The organism is Paraburkholderia sp. GAS42 (genome assembly GCF_050436565.1).
Classification (GTDB): Bacteria; Pseudomonadota; Gammaproteobacteria; order Burkholderiales; family Burkholderiaceae; genus Paraburkholderia.
On record NZ_JBNDML010000011.1, the window covers coordinates 1 to 23,845 of the forward strand.

The window sequence follows — 23,845 nt, forward strand, 5'->3', positions numbered from 1 at the left end:
ATCGCACTTATGCTCAACGAACTGCGCCTGCCAACGATCGGCCGGTTGTGGCCGGACTTCGCTGAACGCTCGGACAAGGAAAGCTGGCAGGCGTCGCGACTACTCGGTGCATTGCTCGAACATGAACTTGCCGAGCGCGCCAAACGAAGAATCGAACGTCATCGTGCCGAGTCACATCTGGATCCGACCAAGACGCTCACCACCTTCGACTTCGGTGTTGTGCCTATGGTCTCAAAGGCGCATGTGATGGCGCTGGCCACCGGCGATTCGTGGCTTGAGAAAGGCGCCACGATTCTCCTGTTCGGGCCGCCTGGAGGCGGGAAAAGTCATCTTGGAAGCGCAATCGGACATGCCCTGATCGATGCCGGCTATCGTGTGTTGTTCACCCGAACCGGCGAAATCGTGCAGAAGCTCCAGGTCGCACGTCAAAGTTTGCAACTGCCTTCGGCGCTCGCCAAACTCGACCGGTTCGACCTGATCATCCTGGACGATCTGTCGTATGTGAGGAAGGACCAGGCCGAAACCAGCGTGCTGTTCGAGCTGATCGCCGAAAGATACGAGCGGAAAAGTCTTCTGATAACCGCCAACCAGCCATTCTCCGGCTGGAATGACGTCTTCCCGGACCCCGGCATGACGGTGGCCGCCATCGACCGGCTCGTCCATCACTCGACGATCTTCGAGCTGAATGTCGAAAGCTATCGGCGCCGCACAGCCAGCGACAAACAGAAAGAGCGCCGCCGTCAATTACCCACTGACAACCCGAACGGAGCGACAACCATGACCCCCTGACGCAGCGACAATCACCTCGGCCGACCGGCCAAGATGTTTGTCGGTAAACCGGACTTCCTGCTTGACGCTATCCACACCGTGCGTTCACAAGAATTCAAACACGATCTTGCCTACCTGAACGTGATCCAGCAAGGGGACACCGTGGTGGTCGAAGGTACCAGTCACGGAACGAGCAAAGGCGGCGCCGATTGGCGCGCGGGCGTCACGCACGCAGGCCGCTGGAGTGACGTGTTCGAAATTCGCGATTTCAAAATCCAGCGCTGCTTTATCTGCCTCGACCCGGCTTACGAAGACGCCGGTACGGGACGGTATCCCTGGCTCGCGGACGGGCGATAGACGCAAACTTGCCGTGGCGCAGCCGCAGCCATCCTCCTGACGGGGCGCCGCGCCCATACCCGCACCACGGCTACCTGCATTGCGGCGCGGCGCACATGTCGCATAGAGGCGGTCGGAGCCGTCAAGGTGCAATCGGTTGCGCGACTCGTGTCTTTTGGCGTCGTCCGGCACACCAGAGGCAGGGTTAACTGGCGCACCAGAGGCAGGGTTAACTATGAGATCTTTAGGTTTTGACATCGGCGTTTTTGCAAATTAATATGCAAACGATTGCATTGATGGAGAAGACCTGTGGAAGATTCAAACCATCTGAAGAACATCGTCGACGACGCCGCTTCGATAACCGCGGTTGTCAAAGCAGCCATGAGCCAGACCGACAATCCTCGGCTCAAGGAACTGCTCGACGCGCTAGTGGAGCATGGCCACGCATTCCTTAAGCAGGTGAAGCTGACTGACGAGGAATTCGAGAAGGGCCTTGATTTCGTGAGGGCCGTCGGCCTCGCTTGCAACGACAGGCACAACGAGGTCGTTCTGCTCGCCGACGTGCTGGGTCTATCGACCCTGGTTACGTTGCTGAACAACTCGGACGCAAGCGGTCGCACGCCGGGCGCCCTGTTGGGGCCGTTCTACCGGGGTGACTCGCCGCAATATGCGAATGGCGAATGCATCGCATGTGAGAACTCACCCGGCTCCCCGCTCTTCGTGAACGGACGCGTGCTCAACACCAAAGGCGAGCCTGTTGCCAACGCCAAAATCGACGTCTGGCAGGCCTCGCCAGTCGGCTTGTACGAGAACCAGGACTCGAGCCAGCCCGACAAGAACCTGCGCGGTCACTTTTACACCGACAGCGAGGGGCGGTTTACCTGCAAGAGCGTGCGCCCTGCCGGCTACCCTGTGCCCACTGACGGACCGGTAGGCGTGCTGCTTGAAAAGCAGAATCGCCACCCGTTCCGGCCAGCGCATCTGCACTTCGTCATCATCGCGGAAGGCTACGCGACCCTGGTCTCGCAAGTGTTCGCCGATGACTCGGAGCACCTGAATTCCGATGTCGTGTTCGGTGTCAACCGCCGTCTCGTCGGCACGTTCCAGCGCCACGATGCCGGCACGGGGCCGAAGCGAGACGTAGACAGGCTCTACTACACGCTCGACTACGACTTCGTTCTCGCCGAAGGAGCGCCGACCTATCCGACACCCCCCATCAAGTAAAGAAGAGGTCTCACGTGTCCAACACACTTTCAGGGAAGGTCGCGGTCATCCTGGGCGGAACCGGAGGGATCGGCGCTGCTGCCGCCCGCCGTCTTGGGCAAGCAGGCGCCCGTGTCGTCGTCGTCGGTCAGCATGACCTGGCCCGGGCGCAGCGCGTGGCCGACGACCTGCCAGGCGAGGGCCACAGCGCGGCGCTTGCATCCATTACGGCGAGCGAGAGTCTGAACGCGCTGGCGGGGCTGGCGCGCGACCGGTATGGCCGCGCGGACATTCTCGTGAACACGGCGGGCTTCACCCAGCCCGTCAAGCATTCCGACCTGAATGCACTCACCGACGAATTGATCGATGAGATTCTGAAGGTCAACTGGCGCGGGCAATTCGCGGCCATCCGCGCTTTCCGCGAATTGCTCGATGCGTCGGGGGACGGCCTCGTCGTCAACGTTTCATCGATTTCGGGCACGACGGGCGTTGGCAGCAACATCGCCTACTGCGCGGCCAAAGCCGGGCTTGACGTGATGGCGGCGTCGCTCGGCCGCGCACTTGCACCTCGCATTCGTGTCCTGAACGTGTCTCCGGGCGTGGTCGACACGTCGTTCGTTCCCGGTCGTGGCGAGGACTTCAACGATAAGGTCGCAGCCACCACGCCGCTAGGCCGCATCGGGACGCCCGACGATATCGCGGCGGCCATCGAGGCCTGCGCCACTCATCTGACATTCAGCACTGGGGTGACCATCGTCGTCGACGGTGGCCGTCGCCTGAACTAGTTGCAGCGAGGCCTGACATGCATTTCCGCAAGACCATTATCACCTGCGCTGTAACAGGCAATATCACCAGACCTGAGCAACATCCGGGGCTGCCGATCACACCCGAGCAGATCGCGACCGCTTCACTTGAGGCCGCACGCGCCGGCGCGGCCGCCGTTCACATCCATGTGCGTGATCCCGAGACGGGGCGACCCTCGATGGATGTGGCGCTTTACCGCGAAGTCATCGAACGCATCCGCGCGGTGAACGTCGATCTCATCATCAATCTGACCACCGGCCCGGGCGGCCGCTTTATTCCGGGCGACGACGACCCCAGAGTCGCGGCGCCAGGCACGACCTTGCTGCCGCCGGAAAGGCGCGTCGAGCACATTCTCGAACTCAAGCCGGACATCTGCAGTCTCGACCTGAACACGATGAACTCCGGCGGCGACGTTGTCATCAATACACCTAAGAATGTCACGCGCATGGCTAACGTCATCCGCGAGGCGGGTGTCAAGCCAGAACTTGAGATTTTCGACTCAGGTGACTTGCACCTTGCGTTGGACCTGATAAAGGAGGGCGTTCTTGATGGGCCGGGGTTTTGGACCCTGGTGATGGGCGTCAAATACGGCTTCTCGGCCAGTCCGGAAACGCTTCTCTACGCGCGTAACCTGCTACCCCGTCAGGCCGTCTGGTCGGCCTTCGGTGTCGGCCGTTTCGAGTTCCCGATCGTCGCGCAGTCATGGTTGGCGGGCGGCCATGTCCGGGTCGGACTTGAAGACAACATTTACATCGCCAGGGGCGTGCTTGCCAACAGCAACGCGGAGCTGGTCACGCGTGCGCGCGACATCGTGCACTCGCTGGGCGGTGAACTGGCGACTAGCCAGGAGGCTCGCGAGCTTCTGGGGCTGAACCGATGAGCGCGGATCAGGACGCGTCGGTATTCAGTGCGCCAAAGGTGGATCCAGGCGTCTACATCGCCCATGGCACGACGCTTGTCGGCGACGTGACAATAGGTCGTCAGTCGTCCGTCTGGTTCAACTGCGTGCTGCGTGGCGACGTCCGGGAAATTGTGATTGGCATGCGCACGAACATCCAGGACGGCACGGTCATCCACGGCACGACCAACGGCCTGCCCGTGATCATCGGGGATGACGTGACCGTTGGCCATGGCGCGATTTTGCACGCCTGCACCGTAGAAGACGCGGGGTTTGTCGGGTTCGGTGCGCGCGTACTCGATGGGGCTGTCGTCAGGTCAGGCGGCATGCTGGCTGCAGGGGCGGTCCTCACACCGCGCAAGGTGGTGGGTGCCGGGGAGTTGTGGGCCGGAAACCCGGCGCGTCTGTTGCGCATGCTGAATGACGAAGAATTCGAGGGCATGGCAGCGTCAGCTGTCCGCTACGTGGCACTTGCCGTGCGTTACAGAACCGCTCCACCTGGCATCTTGACCTTTTAGGAAATAAAAAATGAAAACAGTTCGTGTCATGGAAAAGAGCGCCGATATCGACTCGCTCGATCTGCACATCGGCGCGCAAGATGCGCCGGACGTCGACTTTGCCGAGTGTCTCGTGCGCGTGGTGAGCGCTGCAGTGAATCCGAGCGACGTGAAGGCTGTGCTGGGCTTCATGCCGCATGCGGTGTGGCCGCGCACGCCGGGTCGGGATTACGCCGGCATCGTTGTCGAGGGGCCGCAGGAGATGCTAGGCAAGGAAGTGTGGGGCAGCGGCGGCGAGCTGGGTATCCGGCGCGATGGCACGCATGCCGGCTATCTCGCCGTGCCCGTGGGCAGTGTGCGCGCCAAGCCTGGAAATCTGACCATGGAGGAGGCGGGCGCAATCGGCGTCCCCTTCGTTACCGCCTTCGAAGGACTGCAACGGGCCGGGGGCGTGGAAGAAGGCGACGTCGTCCTCGTGCTGGGGGCAAACGGGAAGGTGGGGCAGGCAGCGATACAGCTTGCGACCCAGGTTGGGGCAAAGGTGTTGGGTGTCGAACGCACGAATGAACCGTACATCGGCCATGCGAACGCCGACGTCACCATGATCGACGCCTCGTCGCAAAACCTCGACGAGATGGTTCGCCAATTGACAGATGGCCATGGCGCGGACATCGTGTACAACACGGTCGGCAGTCCATACTTCGAAAAGGCCAACAAGGCCATGGCGGTGCGAGGGACGCAGATTTTTATCTCTACCATCGAACGTCCGGTGCCATTTGACATCTTTACGTTCTATCGGGGGCAGCACACCTATGTTGGCATCGATACGCTCGCACTCGACAGCACGGAAGGCGCGCGCATTCTCGACGCGTTGCTGCCGGCTTTCGAACGTGGCACGTTAAAGCCGTTTCCTGTCGTTGAGGATTTTGTCTTCGATCTCTCCGACGCGGCGCTCGCGTATCAAGCCGTTTTCCGCGGCGCGGCGAACCGGGTTCTGCTCAAGCCATGAACATAACCCGTTTCGAAGAGGCGCCGGAATATTTTCCGCCCAACCACTTTTCGATGCGCTGCGTCCGGCTTCAAGGCCATGAAGCCGGACCGGCAGAGTCGCTGTGGCTAGGCGTTTCGGCGATCGAGCCGGGCGGCTACACCACCTCGGATGCGTCGCCCGTTGAAAAACATTATGTGGTGCTGGAAGGTGAAGTCGTCGTCATGACCGATGCAGGCGAGGCTATTCTCGCGGCCTTCGATTCGTGCCGTATCGCGCCGGGAGAACGGCGCGCATTGCACAACCGTTCCCGCAGCCCGGCGAAGATTCTGCTGGCGATGCCGTTTGTGCGGCCTGAGCATTGCGGATGAGGCGACGGCAGTGGTAACCGCCCGCGTGCTTTCCATGGCGACCCGCAAAAGTTGCGCATGATGCATTCCGCCTGTGTTGTGACGGATACGCGGCTTGGCGCGGGTGAACGGCGGCATGCCCAATCCGCCGCGGTCGGCTGCTTTCTCTATGTTCGGCAAGGTGGCGTGTGGATAACGGCGGGGCGGCGCGCGTACTGTGTGACACAAGGCAATGGCATCTGGCTTCCGCCGGCCGTCGCACATAGCGTCTCTGCGGTGTACGAAGCTGATATCTGCGCGCTTCGAATCGATACCGGCCTGAGCGCCGATTTCGTACCGGCGGCGCGCGTTCTACATTGCTCCGACGTATTGATCGCGATCTTCTCGGCCACGCAACGATCGACGATCGAACGCTCATGTGCAGCGGTTGTGGCTCTGTTGTCCGACGAACTACTTGCGGCGCCCGAAATCGCCGGGAATTTTGCTGTCCGCATGCCGTCATCGGGAAGCCGTGTCGCGGCGCTATGCGAGGCGATGCTTATGCATCCAACCAGGGATATGGCGCTCGGGGACGCAGCAAGCCAGGCGGGAGTCAGCTGCCGTACGTTGAGCCGGATTTTTACCAGGGAACTGGGCGCCAGCGTTGGCCGATGGCGCCGGGAGGTGCAGGTGGGGGCGGCGATGTGCGCACTTGTTCACGGGATTTCCGTGGCAGAGACGGCCCGTGTTCTTGGGTTCACGTCGAGCGCGTTTTCGACGCTCTTTAAATCGCGGATCGGTAACGCACCGCGCGAATGGCTCGCGCGTCAACGCATCAGGCCGCCTGAACGAAGCGCTTCAGGTTGAACCTTAGCGCTTCTGTGCTCACTCGGCAGAAGCAGGCGCGGTTTTCGGTGCTCTCGCTCGCAGCGGCGTGTTGCGTGGCGTTGCGGTCGAGCCGCGCACCATCAGTTCGGGCGGGAGCGTAATGCGGTGTGGAGCCGCGCCCGGTGTCGCGATCATCCCGAGAAGCAGTCTTGCGGCCTGCCGGCCCATTTCCCGGTGCTGGATGCGCAGCGTGGTTAATGGCGGATGGAGCATGTCGAGAAGCGGCATGTCGTTGTGACCGATGAGCGAAATATCTTTCGGGCACACCAGACGCTGTTCCGCGAAAACGTCATAGCACCCCAGCGCGATCAGGTCATTCGCGGCGATGATCGCGGTCACGCTTTTGTGCTCTTTCAACAGCTGGTCGCAGGCCACCCGGCCCGCTTCACGCGTGAATTCGGCGGCCTCGAGGATAACCGTTCCGGCCAGGCGATGCTGCTGCGTGGCCATCTGGAAGCCCTGGATTCGCGAGAGCCCGGTTGCGAGGCGCTCAGGGCCGGCGAGGTGCGCAATCCGCTTGTGCCCCAGCTCCACCAGGTGATCGACCGCAAGCTTCATGGAGAGGAAGTCGTCGTTGATCACTTCCGGCACCTGTCCGCCTTCCTCCGCGCGATTCACCAGCACGACGGGTATGCCATCGAGAATGCAGCGTCGTACTAACGGGTCGTGACGGGCGGCGGTTGCGAGAACCAGACCGTCGACCTGGCGCTCGAGCATCTGCTCAAGCATGCGTTCCTGGTCTTTCAACGTGCCAACGGTGTTGGCGATCAGGACGCCATAGCCCTCGGCCGCGAGTTCTTCCTCGATGCCACAGACAATCGGCGGAAATACCGGGTTCTCGATATCGGGCAAGCACACCCCGATCACCCTTGACTGCCCTCCGCGAAGCGCGGACGCGAGCTTGTTCTGACGGTAACCGAGCGATTTCGCGGACGCCAACACTCTGCGGACAACTTCGTCCCCAATCAGGTGACGGGTTGCAGGATTGAGGGCGCGCGAGACCGTCGACGCGTTGACAGACGCATGCAGCGCGACTTCGCGAATGGTGACGCGGCTCGTTGCCCGGGATTCTGATGTTTTGGCCATGGAAGTCATTGTATAGGTGCAAAGGGTTGCTCTCAATGTTGCAAGTAAAAACCCTATGCTCCGAGCGTCATAAATGAATTGACAAAGGTATCTGTCGGGATAGTATGTGCATACGTTTGCATAAAGATTGTTTCCTGAAAAACAGGAATGGCAGGCGCGATGCAGTAAAGACTTAATAATTGATTTGCCTTTAAGCAAACGATTGCATGGATTGTGCGCAAGATTGGAGGTGCTTCCCGCGATGCATTCCCGCAACCGGGCTGGCGTACCGGATTCAGGCACTCGCTTGAGGCCCGCAAAAAAACAGTTAAACGGAGACGACCTTGAAACTGACGACGGAACTGACGAGCCGACTGGCGAAAAAACGCATTCTCATCACCTGTGCGTTCGCACTGGGCATTGCCGCAGCGCCAAACGCATTTGCGACTGGCGAGAGCGTTGCGGCCTTCTACAAGAATCAGGTCGACCCGCATTTCGCGCTCGTCCACGCCGGCGTCGACGCGGCAGCAAACGATCTCGGCGTTTCAGTGACCCATTACGCACCGACGCGGCCCAATGATCTTGGCGAGCAGCTCAGCGAGCTCGAGGACGTCAGTGTCAAGAAACCCAGCGTTGTGCTGTTCATGGGCGTCAACCCTCATGGCGTCGTTCCGGAGATCGAGAAGGTCAACGCGATCGGTATCCCGATCATCAACTACAACGACCGGGTTGCAGGCGGCAAATTCGCCTCCGTCGTCGTTGCCGATGACTTCAATCTTGGGCTGGACGTCGGCCGCTATCTGCTGAAGAGCATGGGCGGGAAAGGCAATGTCGTCATTCTTGAAGGGGTGAAGGGTTCCACCACGAGTGACGAGCGGGTACGCGGTTTCCACAAGGCGCTGGAGGAGTTCCCGAACGTCAGGCTTCTCGCCTCCCAGCCTGCGAACTATCAGCGTTTGCAGGCACTTCAGGTGATGGAAAACCTGATTCAGTCGAATCCAAAGATCGACGGTGTTCTCGCGGCAGCAGACGTGATGGCGATGGGGGCCATTGAGGCATTGGAGGCGGCCGGGCAGAAGCAGGTCAAGGTGGTGGGTATCGGGGGCGTGCCGGAGTCGGTCAAAGCCATCAAGGACGGTCGACTGCTGGCGACCGCCGAATTCAACGGCTACAAGATGGGCTGCATTGCCACGATGGCGGCCGTGAAAACGGTGCGTAAGGAGTCCGTTCCGCCGACCATTCTGATCAAGGGCATCGTCATCGACAAGACGAACTATGCGCCATTCGAAGTGCCGGGCGACAAACGGCAGTGTCCGAAATGGGGCGACGTCGTGAGTAACTAACGAGCCAGGAGTTCGCGTTGTCGCGATGCCGGATATCGCTCAAACGATACGCCGGCACCGCCAGTGACTGCTCAAGCCACAAAATGAAGGCAAACATGGAAAGAACGATTCCGACCGGTGGCGTGCCTCTTCTGGAGTTGCGCAAGATCTGCAAGAGCTTTCCAGGTGTGCGCGCCCTGACTGACGTCGACCTTCAGCTGTATGCCGGTGAAGTGCATATGCTTCTCGGGGAGAACGGCGCGGGGAAGTCGTCCTTGATGAAAGTCCTGTTCGGCGCGTACAGAGCCGACTCCGGCGAGTTCTTCAGCGACGGCCGCCCGATAACAATCGAGTCGCCTGCTGACGCCAAACGCCTCGGCATTGCGGTGATCTTCCAGGAGTTCTCCCTCGTACCGCATTTGAACATCGCGCAGAACATCTACCTTGGGCGCGAACCGCGCAATCGCTTTGGCCTGATCGATCATCGCAAGATGCATCTCGACGCCAGGGCCGCTCTCGAAGAACTTGGCCTTGCCTACGATACCCATGCTTATGCAGCCGACCTTGGTGTCGCGCAGCAGCAGATGGTGGAGATCGCGAAGGCGCTCTCGCACAATGCCCGCGTGGTGGTCATGGATGAGCCGACGGCAGCGATTTCCGATCGTGAGGCCGAGGCGCTGTTCAGTGTCGTCAGGAAGCTGCGCGAGTCCGGTGCCGCGATTGTCTATATCTCCCATCGCATGAAGGAGGTGTTCGACCTCGGCGATCGCGTCACGGTATTGCGTGACGGCCGTCTGGTGCAATCGATGCTGGCCACCGCGGCGACACCCGACGAACTGATCGCATTGATGGTTGGCCGGTCAGTCGGGACGGTGTACAAGCGCCAATATTTCGGCGAGCCGGGCAAGGTCGCGCTCGACGTGCGCCAGCTGACCACCGCAACCGGCGTTCGAGGTGTGGATCTGCAGGTTCGGTGCGGCGAGATCGTCGGACTCTCGGGACTTGTCGGCGCCGGGCGCACGGAGGTCGTGCGGGCGGTCTTCGGCGCAGACCCGATTGAAACCGGCCAGGTCACCGTCTTTGGGGAGGCTGTGACCGGAGGTCCTCACAAAGTCGCGGCGATGGGCGTGGGTCTGATTCCTGAGAACCGGAAGCAGGAAGGGCTGGCGCTAAAGCGCTCCGTGCACGAAAACCTGCTCACTGCCAGCCTGTGGAAACTGTTTCCGAGAGGGTGGTATCAAGCGGAGAAAGCAAGGAGTGCGACTAAAGCGCTCATCGATTCCTTGCGGATCGCGCCTGGTGACCCCGGTAAGAGCGCCCGTGTCCTCAGCGGCGGCAATCAGCAGAAGATCGTGATCGGCAAATGGCTCAGTGCCGGCTGCCGGCTGTTCATATTTGATGAACCGACGCGGGGCATTGATATAGGCGCAAAGACGGAAATTTTCAATCTGATCGAGAAACTGATCAAAGACGGTGCCGCCGTTCTGCTCATCAGTTCTGAATTGTCGGAGATTGTTCACGTTTGCGATCGCGCATACGTCATGCGCGAAGGCGTGGTCTCGGGTGAATTGCCCAGAGAAAGCTTGAGCGAAAAGAACATTCTTCGCATGGCGATGCACGGGAGTTAAATCGTGGAAGCAAGCGTTGAAAGAATCAGTGTGATACGAAAGCGACGGCCTGTGCCGTCGATTGTCGCTGCGAGCGGCGTCCTTGCAGTGGTGGCGATGCTCGGTGTGCCCGGGTTTGCATCGAGCGGCAACATCACCAACATCGGACTGCAGGTCTCGATCCTGCTCATGATTGCCATGCCGATGACACTAGTCATCCTGAGCGAGGGGCTCGACCTCTCCGTGGGCGCGCTCCTCAGTCTCTGCGCGGTCGTTTTCGCTCAGACGCTCGGGTTGGGGTGGGGCATCGCGCCGGCGTTATGTGCTTCAGTGGCGCTGGGGATGCTGACGGGTCTCTTCAACGGCGCACTCATCGCGAAGCTGGGGCTTCCTCCCTTTGTTGTCACACTCGGTACGCTCGGCATTGCCCACGGTATTGCGCTAGTGCTGACGGACGGCAACGCGGTTGTCGTCGGGAACCCCAGCGTGGCCCAGCTCTACGCGTGGACCCTTTTCGGCATTCCGTTTCCGGTGATCTTTGCGCTCCTCGCGTATGCGCTTACCCATCTCCTGTTGTATCACACCCGGTTTGGCACCTATGTGTTCGCCATCGGCGGTAATGGGGATGCGCTGCTTCTCGCCGGTATCAAGGTCAAAGCCTTTCACATTGCGATCTATGTCTTCGGTGGGTTGATGGTCGGCCTGGCGGCGTTGGTGCTGGTCGGTCGAATGAATTCTGCAGAGCCCAACTCGGCAATCGGCATGGAGTTCGATGCCATTGCGGCCGTGGTTCTCGGTGGTACGTCTTTCGAGCGTGGCGAAGGATGGTTGTTCGGCACGGTGATGGGCGTCGTGACGATCGGCGTTTTGCGCAATGCCTTGAATCTCCTCGGCATTGAGTCGTCTCTTCAGGTTGTTTCCGTCGGGATGCTGGTGCTCTTCGTCGTTGTTATCGATAGTGTGCGCAAGTCCAGAGTCAATGGAGCGAAAGCATGAGTATTCTGAACAACTCCCGCTTCGTATGGTCCCGCGTCAGCCAGCTGGATGTGCGTCATCATGTCCGCGAGGAAACGGTCGCGCTGATCTATCGCGCCGTACTCATCGTTTTGATTGCGATGGCGCTGGCTTTCACGACATCGGCGTTCTCTACAGCCCCCAATCTGCTCAACGTTCTGCGTCAGGCGAGCCTGATGTTCCTGCTCGCCTCCGGGCTCACGCTGGTGATCCTGTCCGGCGGCTTTGATCTCTCGATCGCGGCCAATCTTACGCTGTCGGCCTGTCTGGCGGCGGGTGTCATGAAGACAGGCGGGTCGCCGATTCTGGGGGCCGCCACCGCGCTTTCATGCAGCACGCTGATCGGCCTGCTCAATGGTCTCGCTGTAACGTTGTTGCGGCTTCCACCGTTTCTCGCCACCTATGGGATGCTTTGGGTCGTTCAGGGGCTCGCGTTCCATTACATGGGCGGTAACGAAATCTACGGCTTTCCGACGGGGTTCAGAACACTGGGCACAGGATTCCTCGGCGGCATACCGTTGCCCGTCTACATGATGGTATTCGTGCTGATTGGCGCGACGATCGTCACGGGAGGACTCAACTTAGGTCGGGAGATCTACGCGATCGGTGCCAATAGCGAGGTTGCGAGGCTCTCAGGCATACCGGTGCGTCGGCGCAAAATTGCCGTTTATACAATAAGCGGCTTGATGTCCGGGATTGCCGCGCTTATCTATCTCGCGCGGGTCAATGCAGCAGATTCAGCCATGGGCGAGCCGCTTCTGCTTCCCGTTATCGCGGCCATATTGATCGGTGGCACCTCCCTGTTCGGTGGCGCAGGGAGCTTGCTCGGCACGTTGTCCGGGTGCCTCATTCTTGCGCTCGTGATCGACGGGATGAACCTCCTGAACCTCAACTCAAACTGGCAGCCATTGATCGTTGGCGCCGTTCTGCTCATTGCGGTGCTCGCGGACGTGCTCGGAAGGGGCAGAAAGGAGCGGATCGGCTGACTCTGCCAGGCGATACATGACCTCAGGGTTGTTTGTCGCTCATTGTGTTGTTAGTCCTGCATGCCCTTTGCCGTCGTTGTCGCTATTTCCGGCTAACGTTAGTCACGAAAACGGACGCTTTGATAAGCGGCGAGACTTCGAGGTCAAGGACTTTAACCCGATGTTCCGTACTATCCGGATAACGATCCGGCCGACAAAAACGTTGTCGGTAGCGAGATCGGTCGAGCACGCACCGGAAGAATAGGGCGGTCAACGGATTTTCAGTGTTGATCATGGGGCAGTCGATTGCACCAGTATTGCAGAAGTAGAGCTTAAGGAAGGATTTGGCGTGGGTCGGAAGGTCGGCCAAGGCGACGACCGAGGCAATCTGGCTGTCTTGCAGGTGCGTCGTGTGTTTCTTTTAGCTTGTCTTTTCTTCCCAAATGATTCGTACAACGAACATATAAATGCGAGCTGTGAAGTCGGAAGCGGCTGGCAGTGAGTCCATTACCAAGAGCGAGTGAGGAAGACATGAAACGAAGGCTGATTGCCGCGGTCATTGGTGCGGGGCTGTGCAGCGCTGGTTTGAGCTGTGCGAGCTTTGCGCAGAGCAGCATCACGATGGCGGGCAAACTGGACGACGGTATCACGTTCGTCGACAACGAAGGCGGTCACCACAATTACAAGGCCGATAGCGGCGTGCTCTTTCCAAATCTATGGATATTGACGGGCACCGAGGATATGGGCGGCGGCATCAAGACCGTGTTCAAGTTGTCGTCGCTGTTTAACCTGAACAACGGTCAGCTCAATCAGCCGAACACCTTATTTGGCCAGCAGGCATGGGTGGGTCTGCAGACCGACTACGGCACGCTGACAATGGGCAGGCAGTTCGACTTCAGCGCGGATTTCTTTGGGCAGTTCAACGTGGGCGCCTCCGGCAGTGGTTACGCGATCCATCAGGGCGACTTCGACCACACCAACAATGACCGCTTGAACAACTCCATCAAGTACACGAGTCCCGTATGGGGCGGCTTCACGTTTGGCGCGATGTACGGCTTTAGCAATACGCCGGGAAGTTTTCATGACGGAAGCGGTTGGAGTGCCGGTGTGCAATACACCAATGGACCTCTGATTGTGGGGGCAGCGTACACGTACGAGGCCAAGCCCACGCTGGACCCTTATGCGCAAATTGGTGTCCACACGTTCTTCAATGTGCCTGTCGCCTCTGTGTCGGGCAATACCGCGACCGATCTGATGCCCGAGTTCCAGATCAGCTCTCTGGGAACGTTCGGGATCGGCGCATCGTACGCGATTGGAGACTTCACGCTCTACGGCGACTTCAGCGACACCGCCCTGAAGTACCAGGCCCAGACCTCGGTCATGCATGTCTATGAAACCGGGGCGACGTATCAGGTGACGCCGGCCACGCAACTGGTTCTGGGTTATCAGCACACCGGCTTCGAAGGCCACACGTGGAATCAGGTGACTGCAGCGGCGCTTTATTCGCTGTCGAAACGGACTCAGGTTTATATCTCCTCGGATTACCTGAAGGCGTCATCCGGCGTGGACCCCGTCATCGGCGGGAGTTTCGCGCCCTCGCTGGCAGGTCAGCAGGCTGACGTGCGAATCGGCATGTATCACGCTTTCTAAGAACCCTTATTTTTTCGCAGGTTTGTCTGCGCTGCGATAACCGAATTGGGGAAGTGCTCCCCGTCCCAGCTGCGACTGGAAATTTTAACGATTGATTGGAGGAGTCAACACATGAAACGTACATACCTTGGCCTGGCTTTAGCCGGTACTTTCGCGGTCGGCGCTTATACGTGGGCGAGCAACGCGGCGGAGACCGCGCCCAAATGGGTTGCGAATATTCCGGTGACGAGCGCCAAGCCGTTCGGCTTCGACATCAGCGCGTCGGCAGACGGCAAGTACTACCTGGCTGACGGGGCGAACGCCACGCTGGACGTGTTCGACGCAAAAACGGCCACGCTGCTCGACCAGATTTCGGCGAACTTCGCCGGCATCGGACCCAGCCATGACAAATCGGGACCGTCGGGGGTCACGCCGGTGCCGGGCACGTCGCTGGTGTACGTCGGCGACGTCAACTCGGTCAAGGTGATCGACGTCGCAACCAAAAAGCTGGTTAAGACCATTACCGTCAGCGCGTCTGGTATTCGCGCCGACGAGAGCTGCCTGGACCCTGAACATCATGTCGTGATGTTCTCGAGCGGCGCAGAGCAACCGCCTTTTGCCACCTTCATCAATACCGAGCGCCAGGAAGTGATCGGAAAACTCTCGTTGAAGGACTCGACCGGTCTTGAAGCGTGCGCGTATGACCCGAAGGGCAAGAACTTCGTGTTGAACAACGATGGTACGAAAACCAATCCGAAAGGGGAGGTCGATGTAATTCCGGTCGCGTCGGTTCTCGAAGGCAAGCCTGTCGTTGCGACCGTTTTCTCGCTGAAGGGGTGTGAAGGCCCGACCGGCCTCGCGATGGGTCCGGGCAACGATGCACTGATCGGATGCGATCCGGACGAGGGTGGCAAGCAGACTACGGTGATCATCGATCGTACGAACGGCAAAACCGTCGCCGAGTTGCCGTTCGGCGGCGCGGACGAAGTCGTGTACGACCCGGTGTCCAATCGTTACTTCCTCGCCGCCGGTCACCATTCGGCCGACAACGTCTCCCAGGTTGGCAGCAAGACGGCGAAGTTCGACCCGGCACTCGGCATTATCGACGCCGCTACGCGCAGCATCGTCGCGATTGTTCCAACCACGATGGGCGCGCACTCAGTGGCGGTGGACGGTGAGTCTCATCGCGTCTTCGTGCCGCACGGACCGGGTCATTCAGAGCAGTTTGCAGGTGCGGGCGTAGCGGTATTCGCAACCGAGTAAGCGCCCCGGTAGTTGTTTGCCGCGTGTGACTCGCAGTTGGACCGTTGCCATTTCCCCCAGGACTTCGTCGAGTGGTCCTGGGGCGCCTTGCAGCACTGTCCCGCCGCCCTCAGTAATTCAACTTTCAAAGAGACTCAATCATGGTCCAGTTTCGTGCAGTTTCAGCTGCACTCGTCGTATCGCTTGGTTTGGTGCTTATCGAGGCGCCTGTGGCGACGGCTCAACCGGCTAGTGGCGAGCAGGCGTCCTCTTTCATGGGCGCATCAACGCCAAAGCAGGTCGCCAGGGCCCAACGGAAGGCTGCTAGCAAGGCCAGGCGGGAACAGAAGAACGCCGAGTTGAAGGCCCTCGAGAAGAACGGCTATCGCGAGTCAGGCAATCAGGATAACTATCCGCAGAATCTCATGGACGCGGAGCGTAAGGCCGCTGCATCGAAACCCGCTACACCGGCGTCCGCATCGGGCCAATAAGACGTTCAACTTTAAGAGTGGCGCTGGGGGCTACGTTCTCAGCGATAAGGTGGGTCGAAGATTATTGGACTTGTTGGTAAGCGCGCAATCTTTCTGGTTATAGGGACGCGCGCTCTCCGGCATAAGCTTCATCTATCGAGCGGTGCTCGAGGTGTCATGAAGAGGAGACTAGCTTGAGATTCCGTCGTTCAGCTCCGTCAAACAAGGCTGTATTAGCCACATTGCTGGGTTCGGCGTGCTTCGTTCTTCTGAACAACGTTTGCGTCGCCGAGACGACTCAAGCGCAGCAGGCAGCGGCCCCGCTTGCAAGCTATTCGCTGAGTATCAAGCAGGCAATGAAGCTTGTTGAGATCGCATCGGCAACTGCGCAGAGCCGCCATCTCGCGATGAGTTTCGCCGTGCTCGACCCGGGGGGGCACCTCATTATGGCTTTACGCATGGACGGCGCGCCCTTTGCCAGCGTTGATTTCGCCCGTGGCAAAGCCTTTGCCTCCGTTGCGCTCGGCGGCCAGTCCGGCGCAACGCTGGAGCAGCGCTTCAAGGACGATCCTTCGGAGTACAGCAATGTTTCCAGTGCGGGTTATTTCGCTCCGTTCCTGCCGGCGCGGGGTGTGTTTCCCGTCTTTATCGATGGGCATCTGTTAGGCGCCGTTGGCGCGAGCGGTGCACCCTCGGAGATCGACGATCAGGTCGTCAAGGGTGCAATTGAAGCAATCGGTGCAACGACTGTGCGATGACACGTCGTGTCCTATTGAAACGATATCAGGAAGATTTTCATGAAACACGAAACAGAACAACGCGATGCAGTGGGTGTAACAGGCGCCACGGACGACAGGTATGCCGCGACATGTGACGCCACGGACGCTTGCCGCCGATCGATTTTGAAGCTTGGATTCGGTGCGTTTGCGGCGGGCGCTTTAGGTTTGTCCGGCGCGGTTCGCGCGCAGAGCAGCACGTCGCAAGGGGCGGCCGTCGCGGCAGCCTCGCGCGAAGGTCAGACCATCAAACTGGTGCCGTCGCTGGACACGGTTAAGGTCGGGCAGATCGAGCCCAGCGCGCCGACGGCGGTCACGATCAAGTCGGGCGATACCGTATGGTATGACGGCACGTGGACCAATTGGGGCAATGAGGCAAAGTATGGGCTGACCTTCAAGGAGCGCGAGCCGATCCGCAAGAAGTACCCCAACGGTCCCTTCTCGCTGATTGGGCCCGTTTCGATCATCGGTGCCGAAGCGGGCGATCTGATCGAATGCCGTATGTTGAAGATGCGGCCGATCGACTGGGGCTGGAATTCCGCGCCTCCCGGCGTCGGCGCATTGCCACACGATTTCAAGCCTTACCTGCGCTATCTGAAATTCGACAAGGACAGGACCGCCGCCGCGTATGTGCCCGGCGTCAATATTCCGCTGAAGCCATTTCAGGCGTATATCGCTGCGCAGCCGGCCGACGAGAAGCCCATTAGCGCGAATCTGGCCGGCAATTATGGCGGCAATCTCGACTGTGCCGTGCTGGGTGTGGATACGTCGATCTTCCTGCCTGTACAGGTGAGCGGTGCGCGGGTGTGGACGGGCGGCTCCATGGGGGCCTCGGGTGAAGGCAACGTCGATCAGACCTCGATTGAGACGGCCTTCGAAGAGATGCGTATCCAGTACATCCTGCACAAGGGTGCTGCACTGAATGTGCCGATGGCGGAAACGCCTGACCACTGGATCGGCTTCGGGTTTTCCGACTCCCTCGAGAATTCGCTGGTGGCCTGCCTGCGCCAGATGATCAGCTGGCTGTCTGCCGCCAGCGGCATTGCACCGGAAGATTGCTACGGGATCTATAGCGTGGCCGGTAGCTTCCGTGTGACGCAATACGCCAATCAGACCGGAACGGTCTACTCGACTATCCCGCCAAAGGGTATTCACTGCATGCTTCCCAAGCGCATTTTTTCCCCTGCGCTACAAGAGCGCATTGCAACGTCTATCCGGGCCTAAACCCGTGATGGTGCGTCAGTTCAACAGGCGTGTGCTAACGCCTGGTTACAGCATTGCGAGCGGGCCGTGTGCCCGCGCATATGCCAGCGTTGTAAGGAGATGATTCGATGAATGCGAAAGACCCGAAACCGTCGATAGAAGGCGGCTTGGCCAAAACGCGCCGCGCAGGACCGATACTGGCCCTGTTGGTGTGCTTCCTGGTGATCGTCCTGGACGGATTCAACACTACGTCGATCTCCTTTGTCGTGCCAAAGCTCGCTCATGAATGGCACCTGGCGCCCGCGGTTTTCACCACCGTTTTTGTGGCGACGAACATTGGCGCGGCGATCGGTTTCATGGTTTCCGGTCCTCTCGCTCAACGTTTCGGACACCGTTCCATTGGCGTCGCCAGCGTTGTGCTGTTCGCCGGGAGCACGCTGCTGACCTCGTATGCGAGCAGTATCGCCAGCTTGTCCGCCATGCGCCTCGCGGCGGCCATCGGTTTAGGTGCGGCGTTGCCGATCGCCATTACGGCGGCGGCCGGCATCATGGGCGCGAAGCACAAGGTGGCGGCGTCCCTGCTCATTACGACCGGCATGTCCGTGGGCGCGGTCACGGGCGGCGTGGCCGGGGGCCCTCTGATGAGTCACTTCGGCTGGCAATCTATCTTTGTGACCGGCGGCGTCCTTCCTTTTCTGCTCGTTCCCGCGTTCTTTCGCATCCTCCCGGCGCGCAGCCCGGCAATAGCCGATGCCGCCGCCGTGCGGGTGTCGAACCCGCTCAAGGCGCTGTTTGAAAATGGTCTGGGCGCCTACACGTGCCTGCTGTGGCTGTTTTCATTCCTGATCTTCATGGACGTCTATGCACTGCTGTTCTGGGTGCCGACGCTGCTGGTGGATTTCGGCTTCTCAGCGGACCATGCGTCAGTTGGCATGGCGGCCTTCAGTATCGGTGGTCTGAGCGGCAACATCCTGATGACCGGGGCTGTCGCGATCATGACGCTTGCCGGCCGGCTCAGAGTGAAGTCGGCGCTGGTTCTGGGATTGTTGCTGGTGATTATCAGCATTGCCGGACTTAGTCAGGTGGCGGTGACGCCGGGCATCGTGCTGCTGCTCATCGGCGTGATCGGCGCCGGTCTGGTCAACGGCATCATGGGTCAGACCGCGCTCGCAGTCGCTTTCTATCCGCCGGAGATACGCGCGACCGGAGTCGGCTGGGGGCATGCAATCGGGCGGGTCGGTTCCTTCGTTGGGCCGGCGATTGGAGGCGGCTTGCTGTCGCTCGGCTGGCCGGTACGCGATATCGTCCTCACCTCCGTTGCGCCCGCCGGCGCTGCGATCCTCGCGCTCGCTGCCTTGTCGTTGATCGGTCGTAGAGCGGTTCAAAAGGTTCCCGATAGCGCGGTGGTGGAGAACTGAGACTCGCCACGTCATGCTCCGTTCACTGACAAGGCGTCGACTGGACTCGCAACCGCCAACGCGCTGCCGGCGCCATCGACGCATGGGGCACTGCGCCGCCATTCAGACTGCAAACCCTGCTATTTAACCCAACGCAAAGACACGCTCGATCATGAAGATTATTGCTTACTCCGACGGTAGCCGCATCGCACTTGGAATCGTCACCAGCCCGACCCATTTCGTTGCTGTCTCCGACATCGCCCCGGACCTTCCAGCCAGCCTCGTTTCAATCCTGGAGCAGGAGGATGGGCTAACGCCGCTGCGGCTGGCGGCAGAAGGACGGCAGGGCGATCGGGCGCTCGCCGACGTCACACTCAAGCCCTTCCTGGACCGTCCGAACGCGATGTGGGCACTGGCGTTGAACTTCAAGAGCCATATCGCGGAAACGGGACTTCAAACGTCGATGGAATTTCCCCACCTTTTCATGCGCACGGCTGCGTCCTATGTCGGCGCCGGCGAGCCGATTCTGGCGCCGCCGGAATCCGTTGCACGCGCGTTCGACTACGAGGGCGAACTCGGTGTCGTCATCGGCACGCCTGGTCGTTATATTCCGGTGGAGCGAGCGCTGGAACATGTGGCGGGTTACACCTGCCTCAACGAAGGATCGGTTCGCGAGTTCCAGATGCACAATCGTCAATTCGGCCTCGGCAAGAATTTCGAAGCATCCGGGTCCTATGGGCCGTGGTTGATGACCCGTGACGAGTTTGGCGATCCTGCCACGCACACTATCAAGACCCGCATCAACGGTGTCGTTCGTCAGAGCGCACCGCTCGACGATATGTTGCTGGGCGTTGCGCAAGTGATCAGCTATCTCAGTCAGGGCTATCGTTTGCGGCCCGGCGACCTGATTGCAATGGGAACGCCCGGCGCGTTGAAACCTCAGCCGGATGATGTCGAGGGCCACGATCTCTCGCGTCAGTACGGTCCCTTTCCGACACCGGGACTGGTGCATATGCGGCCGGGAGACTGGGTCGAGGTCGAGATCGATGGACTAGGCGTTCTCGGCAATCCGGTAGTCGCCGACACGTCCAACAGTGAAAGTAGTTACGTAGTAGAGAAGTCCGCAGCCTGATTCCGGTGACAACAATCGTCGCTTTCGGAGGGTGTGGGGATCGTTCGGGGCCCCACACCCCCGTTCAGCCGTGCTGATTGTCCAGCGTCACCGAATGCCTGCGAAACTCACTGGGTGGCACGCCCATGTGTTGTGCAAAGAAACGGGTGAAGTGGCTGTGTTCTTCGAACCCTAACTCTTCGGCTACATCGGAAAGCGGTTTATCGCTAGCGCCAAGCAACTGGATCGCATGCGACATGCGGACCCAATCGATATAGTGCTGCGGTGAAATGCCCATGCACAGTCGGAATTGCTGGAAGAATCTCGACCTGGACAGGCCAACTTGAGCCGCCACCTGGGCAACGGTGGGATTCGTCACTGACGCGTGCTTGATGAAATCCACCGCTTTGCGGATGCGAAAATCGATCGGCCTGCCTGACGGGATGATGCCGGCCGTCAACGCGGGTTCGGCAAAATCCCGACCGAGTGCGGTCACCAGATCAGCAAGAATGGGCATGCAACTGTCGTCGTGGGCGACCAGGTGGTTGGTGATCGCCGCAGCGATACGATCCACGTGATGCCGCACGTCCGGCGTGACGACGACCTCGGCTTTCGGGAAAATGCTCGCGGTACCGTTTTCAGCGAGTTTCAATTGCTGGCGCAGCCAGGGTGCTTCGATCACGAGCGAAAGGATCAGGGAAGGCTCGCCGTCGCTGCTGCTTTTCGAGTGCTCGACCCAGGGATTCAGACAGATGGCCCGCTCCGCGGTAAGCGCGCATTCGTCTGCGCCGATGCGGAAATTGCAATTGCTTCCGCCAAGCTTGAAAAGGAACTGGTATTGGGAGTGAGCGTGAGCGACAAGCGGACGGCTAATGAAGTTCACCGTTGCTCGCCCGAAACTTCCTTGCAGAATCCAGACGGGCTTGTCTCCATCAATTGGTACTGTCGTCATACCCAACATTTCTCCACGTGGAACGAGGCAGTGCATTACGCTTTGCCGGATTCCATGAATAAAAAAAGACGCTTTGGTCAGCGGCAAGATCTTGCGGCAAGCCAGTCGATTGAAAACTCTCGTAGACGTCACTTAATCAAAAGTAAGGAGTGCGGTCAATGGGTAGAAACGTGTGTTCTGACATGCGATGTATCCGATCGCCTTGACGCATGGGGCCGTGATGAGATGCGTATGAACTGGCTGTTGCGTGTGTGCCCGTTCAACGCGGAGGTCTCGGTCGTCTATGCCTGAATAGCCTGATCTGCGCGAAGAATTCAGGACGATTTGACAAGCAATCGGCTCTTACGGTCAGGTGTTCCAGCGGAGGTCAGCTTATATTGAATCCACCGTGTTATTCGAAAGTAGGGATCGGTATGCCGTTTTTTGAACGAGAAGGGATACGCTTCGCATACGATGAGTTCGGCCTTTCCGGGGCGCCTGTCGTTGTCTTCAGTCATGGCTTCCTCATGGACGGTGACATGTTCCAGCCGAACATTGCGGAACTAACGAATGAATTCCGTTGCGTCGTTTGGGACCAGCGAGGTTTCGGTGCAACCGGAGCCGCGACCCAGGCGTTCAGCTACTGGGACTCCGCGAGGGATCTCATTGCCTTGCTCGATCACCTGGAGGTTGCCTCGGCATCGCTTGTCGGCATGTCTCAAGGCGGATTTATATCGATGCGTGCAGCGTTGCTGGAGCCGGATCGATTTCGGGCAATCGCCCTGATATCGACAAGAAGCGATGTCGACTCCGAAGCGGTTCGGCAGTCTTTTGAAGAGCTGAAAGCGGAGTGGGTACGTAACGGCGCGAAAAATGTCGCGCAGAATCTGTCAGCGTTTCTGTTCGGTCCCGGGTACGCGGCATCGGCATGGATCCGGAAATGGATGAACGCTAGCGCGGATCACTTCGAACATCCGGTTAATGCCCTTGTCTCCAGGGACGACATCACGTCGCGCCTTGCGGAGATTACGCATACGTCGATCGTGTTCCATGGACGCGACGACGCCGCCATCAGCCCTGACTGCGCAGAGGCGCTCGCCGCCCGGTTGCCGAACTGCAAAGATCTTGTTCTGGTCGACCGAGCGGGACATACACCGAATTTGACGCATGCCGATATTGTGAATCCGCCGTTACGCGATTTCCTGCTTCGCTATGCGCGCTAAGACGAGGCACGCGTTCCTCGAGCTTACTTGCTGTTCGGAACGGTCTGATTGTTGTCCCGTGGTGCCTGAGCCGATGTATTTTGATCCGCGCTGGGCGGTTGATAGCGGGTGTGTTCGTGATCGTGATTCACATGCATATGCTCACTGGCAAAGGCCGGCGTAAAAAGGGAAATGCTCAAAACCACGACCGCGAAAAACGCAGTGACATTCATGATGATCCTCTCCGCTTGATCTGAATCGCGTCGGTTTAACGCCGTTTACATTCTATGCACGACGAGGGTCGGCGGAAACCCGTGAGTGGCTCGATCTAAACGATCGCATTTAATTCATTCGTTTTATGGACAACAAGTTGGTCGTGTCATCGATATAGGCGATGATTTCGTACTCGATTGGATTGGCCGAAGCCCTCGCGGCGAGTTGCGCTGAGGTTTTACGTTTGATCCAGTGAGTCATGCCATTGGACGCGCTGTGCGGCAAGCCGTTCATCGAATACGACAACCCCTACGACGTTGGCATAACCGGGTTGATCGGCTCTAGCTCCGGTTGTCACGCGATGATGTCGTGCGATCCGCTCCTCCTGCTAGGCTGCGATTTCCCGTATCGCCCGTTCTCTCCGCTGCCAGATCTCGTCGTTTTTCAGCGGCATCGAGCGGGCCCCAGCAAAATCGGATCATTCGGTAAGCCATAGGACATGCAGCGCATCCAGTTACGTCGCAAGAGATTGATACTGCATGAGTTTTCCGGGCGTGGAGGTCGTTCTGTGTCCACGTTATTCGAGAGATCTGGCCATGGTTCAGTTCGGCATTGCGTCCCGGAAGGTCATCGCAACCCTCTGCCTCAGTTTTGCGCTGCTTAACGCGGCCGCTGCTTTCGCGCAGGGCGTCCGATGCGCTCATCGCGTCGGCCTCCAACGCGTCTGGTGTGTCCACGCAGAGGCAGATTCGCAAGGCACAGCGAAAGGCCGCCCGTGCCAGGAAGAAGGCTGAGCTCAAAACGCTCGAGAAGAATGGCTATCAGTCGGGCGGCGACCTGACCGGCTATCCACAGAATGTGCAGAACGCAGAGCGCAATGCGGCGCCCAAGCCGGCCAGCACATTGCCCGCTTCAGCACACTGAAGCGATTAACCAATTAACCGGACGGGATTCTTTGTGCTGCTCAGCAGGTGCATATCAATCCCG

Annotated in this window: 24 protein-coding genes and 1 pseudogene; 22 read left to right on the top strand and 3 right to left on the bottom strand. The window is 59.4% G+C overall.

What is annotated here, in order from left to right; all coding sequences use genetic code 11:
* The 9 genes and pseudogenes from istB to P3T16_RS17345 form a co-directional block, all read left to right on the top strand.
* The coding region (gene istB / locus P3T16_RS17305; RefSeq protein ID WP_429343194.1) for an IS21-like element helper ATPase IstB at window positions 1-789 on the top strand (789 nt) is incomplete at its 5' end.
* A gap of 99 nt (window positions 790-888) precedes the next feature.
* A pseudogene (locus P3T16_RS17310) lies at window positions 889-1,125 on the top strand (nuclear transport factor 2 family protein); the annotation flags it as partial.
* 360 nt (window positions 1,126-1,485) lie between these two features.
* The gene (locus P3T16_RS17315) at window positions 1,486-2,328 is read left to right on the top strand and encodes a dioxygenase (RefSeq protein WP_429343350.1); all 843 of its coding nucleotides are present in this window, start codon (window positions 1,486-1,488) and stop codon (window positions 2,326-2,328) included.
* A 14-nt stretch (window positions 2,329-2,342) separates the two neighbouring features.
* Entirely contained in the window at window positions 2,343-3,092 is a 750-nt protein-coding gene (locus tag P3T16_RS17320) for an SDR family NAD(P)-dependent oxidoreductase (RefSeq protein WP_429256612.1), read from the top strand.
* 17 nt (window positions 3,093-3,109) lie between these two features.
* Complete coding sequence (locus tag P3T16_RS17325) at window positions 3,110-3,991, top strand: 3-keto-5-aminohexanoate cleavage protein (protein WP_429343195.1); 882 nt, start codon at window positions 3,110-3,112, stop codon at window positions 3,989-3,991.
* Window positions 3,988-4,527, top strand: a complete 540-nt coding sequence (locus P3T16_RS17330; RefSeq protein WP_429343196.1) for a gamma carbonic anhydrase family protein — start codon at window positions 3,988-3,990, stop codon at window positions 4,525-4,527. Before P3T16_RS17325 ends, P3T16_RS17330 begins: the two co-directional genes overlap by 4 nt.
* Window positions 4,528-4,537: 10 nt before the next feature.
* On the top strand, window positions 4,538-5,515 hold the full coding sequence (locus tag P3T16_RS17335) for a quinone oxidoreductase family protein (RefSeq protein WP_429256609.1): 978 nt from the start codon (window positions 4,538-4,540) through the stop codon (window positions 5,513-5,515).
* Window positions 5,512-5,865 carry a cupin domain-containing protein gene (locus P3T16_RS17340; protein ID WP_429256608.1) on the top strand — a complete coding sequence of 118 codons (354 nt, stop codon included), beginning with the start codon at window positions 5,512-5,514 and terminating at the stop codon, window positions 5,863-5,865. Before P3T16_RS17335 ends, P3T16_RS17340 begins: the two co-directional genes overlap by 4 nt.
* Window positions 5,866-6,402: 537 nt before the next feature.
* The gene (locus tag P3T16_RS17345; protein ID WP_429343351.1) at window positions 6,403-6,690 is read left to right on the top strand and encodes a helix-turn-helix domain-containing protein; all 288 of its coding nucleotides are present in this window, start codon (window positions 6,403-6,405) and stop codon (window positions 6,688-6,690) included.
* An 18-nt stretch (window positions 6,691-6,708) separates the two neighbouring features.
* Here the strand turns inward: P3T16_RS17345 and P3T16_RS17350 are convergent, their stop codons facing one another.
* Window positions 6,709-7,995: a LacI family DNA-binding transcriptional regulator gene (locus P3T16_RS17350; protein ID WP_429343197.1), complete on the bottom strand. Its 1,287-nt coding sequence runs from the start codon at window positions 7,993-7,995 to the stop codon at window positions 6,709-6,711.
* Window positions 7,996-8,120: 125 nt separating this feature from the next.
* Here P3T16_RS17350 and P3T16_RS17355 point away from each other — a divergent pair, with 125 nt between their 5' ends.
* The 11 genes from P3T16_RS17355 to P3T16_RS17405 all read left to right on the top strand — a co-directional run bounded on the left by P3T16_RS17355 (window position 8,121) and on the right by P3T16_RS17405 (window position 20,533).
* Window positions 8,121-9,119 (top strand): sugar ABC transporter substrate-binding protein, encoded by a 999-nt coding sequence (locus P3T16_RS17355; protein ID WP_429343198.1) that lies wholly within the window; start codon window positions 8,121-8,123, stop codon window positions 9,117-9,119.
* A 95-nt stretch (window positions 9,120-9,214) separates the two neighbouring features.
* On the top strand, window positions 9,215-10,726 hold the full coding sequence (locus P3T16_RS17360) for a sugar ABC transporter ATP-binding protein (protein ID WP_429343199.1): 1,512 nt from the start codon (window positions 9,215-9,217) through the stop codon (window positions 10,724-10,726).
* Between the two features lie 96 nt (window positions 10,727-10,822).
* On the top strand, window positions 10,823-11,701 hold the full coding sequence (locus P3T16_RS17365; protein WP_429343352.1) for an ABC transporter permease: 879 nt from the start codon (window positions 10,823-10,825) through the stop codon (window positions 11,699-11,701).
* Window positions 11,698-12,705: an ABC transporter permease gene (locus P3T16_RS17370; RefSeq protein ID WP_429343200.1), complete on the top strand. Its 1,008-nt coding sequence runs from the start codon at window positions 11,698-11,700 to the stop codon at window positions 12,703-12,705. The genes P3T16_RS17365 and P3T16_RS17370 overlap by 4 nt, the downstream gene beginning before the upstream one ends.
* A gap of 510 nt (window positions 12,706-13,215) precedes the next feature.
* Window positions 13,216-14,334: a porin gene (locus P3T16_RS17375; protein ID WP_429343201.1), complete on the top strand. Its 1,119-nt coding sequence runs from the start codon at window positions 13,216-13,218 to the stop codon at window positions 14,332-14,334.
* 111 nt (window positions 14,335-14,445) lie between these two features.
* Window positions 14,446-15,576: a YncE family protein gene (locus tag P3T16_RS17380; RefSeq protein ID WP_429343202.1), complete on the top strand. Its 1,131-nt coding sequence runs from the start codon at window positions 14,446-14,448 to the stop codon at window positions 15,574-15,576.
* Window positions 15,577-15,716: 140 nt separating this feature from the next.
* On the top strand, window positions 15,717-16,046 hold the full coding sequence (locus P3T16_RS17385) for a hypothetical protein (protein WP_429343203.1): 330 nt from the start codon (window positions 15,717-15,719) through the stop codon (window positions 16,044-16,046).
* Between the two features lie 173 nt (window positions 16,047-16,219).
* A complete protein-coding gene (locus P3T16_RS17390) occupies window positions 16,220-16,783 on the top strand; it encodes a GlcG/HbpS family heme-binding protein (RefSeq protein ID WP_429343204.1) in 564 nt (187 codons plus the stop codon).
* Between the two features lie 39 nt (window positions 16,784-16,822).
* The gene (locus P3T16_RS17395; RefSeq protein WP_429343205.1) at window positions 16,823-18,025 is read left to right on the top strand and encodes an acetamidase/formamidase family protein; all 1,203 of its coding nucleotides are present in this window, start codon (window positions 16,823-16,825) and stop codon (window positions 18,023-18,025) included.
* A gap of 107 nt (window positions 18,026-18,132) precedes the next feature.
* The gene (locus P3T16_RS17400) at window positions 18,133-19,422 is read left to right on the top strand and encodes an MFS transporter (protein WP_429343206.1); all 1,290 of its coding nucleotides are present in this window, start codon (window positions 18,133-18,135) and stop codon (window positions 19,420-19,422) included.
* Between the two features lie 151 nt (window positions 19,423-19,573).
* A complete protein-coding gene (locus tag P3T16_RS17405) occupies window positions 19,574-20,533 on the top strand; it encodes a fumarylacetoacetate hydrolase family protein (protein ID WP_429343207.1) in 960 nt (319 codons plus the stop codon).
* 64 nt (window positions 20,534-20,597) lie between these two features.
* On the opposite strand, the gene P3T16_RS17410 is transcribed toward P3T16_RS17405, so the two are convergent.
* A complete protein-coding gene (locus P3T16_RS17410; protein ID WP_429343208.1) occupies window positions 20,598-21,473 on the bottom strand; it encodes a helix-turn-helix domain-containing protein in 876 nt (291 codons plus the stop codon).
* A 242-nt stretch (window positions 21,474-21,715) separates the two neighbouring features.
* On the opposite strand from P3T16_RS17410, the gene P3T16_RS17415 reads away from it, so the two are divergent.
* A complete protein-coding gene (locus P3T16_RS17415; protein ID WP_429343209.1) occupies window positions 21,716-22,666 on the top strand; it encodes an alpha/beta fold hydrolase in 951 nt (316 codons plus the stop codon).
* A 23-nt stretch (window positions 22,667-22,689) separates the two neighbouring features.
* On the opposite strand, the gene P3T16_RS17420 is transcribed toward P3T16_RS17415, so the two are convergent.
* On the bottom strand, window positions 22,690-22,878 hold the full coding sequence (locus P3T16_RS17420; RefSeq protein ID WP_429343210.1) for a hypothetical protein: 189 nt from the start codon (window positions 22,876-22,878) through the stop codon (window positions 22,690-22,692).
* Window positions 22,879-23,587: 709 nt separating this feature from the next.
* Here P3T16_RS17420 and P3T16_RS17425 point away from each other — a divergent pair.
* Window positions 23,588-23,782, top strand: a complete 195-nt coding sequence (locus tag P3T16_RS17425) for a hypothetical protein (protein ID WP_429256592.1) — start codon at window positions 23,588-23,590, stop codon at window positions 23,780-23,782.
* Window positions 23,783-23,845: the final 63 nt, after the last annotated feature.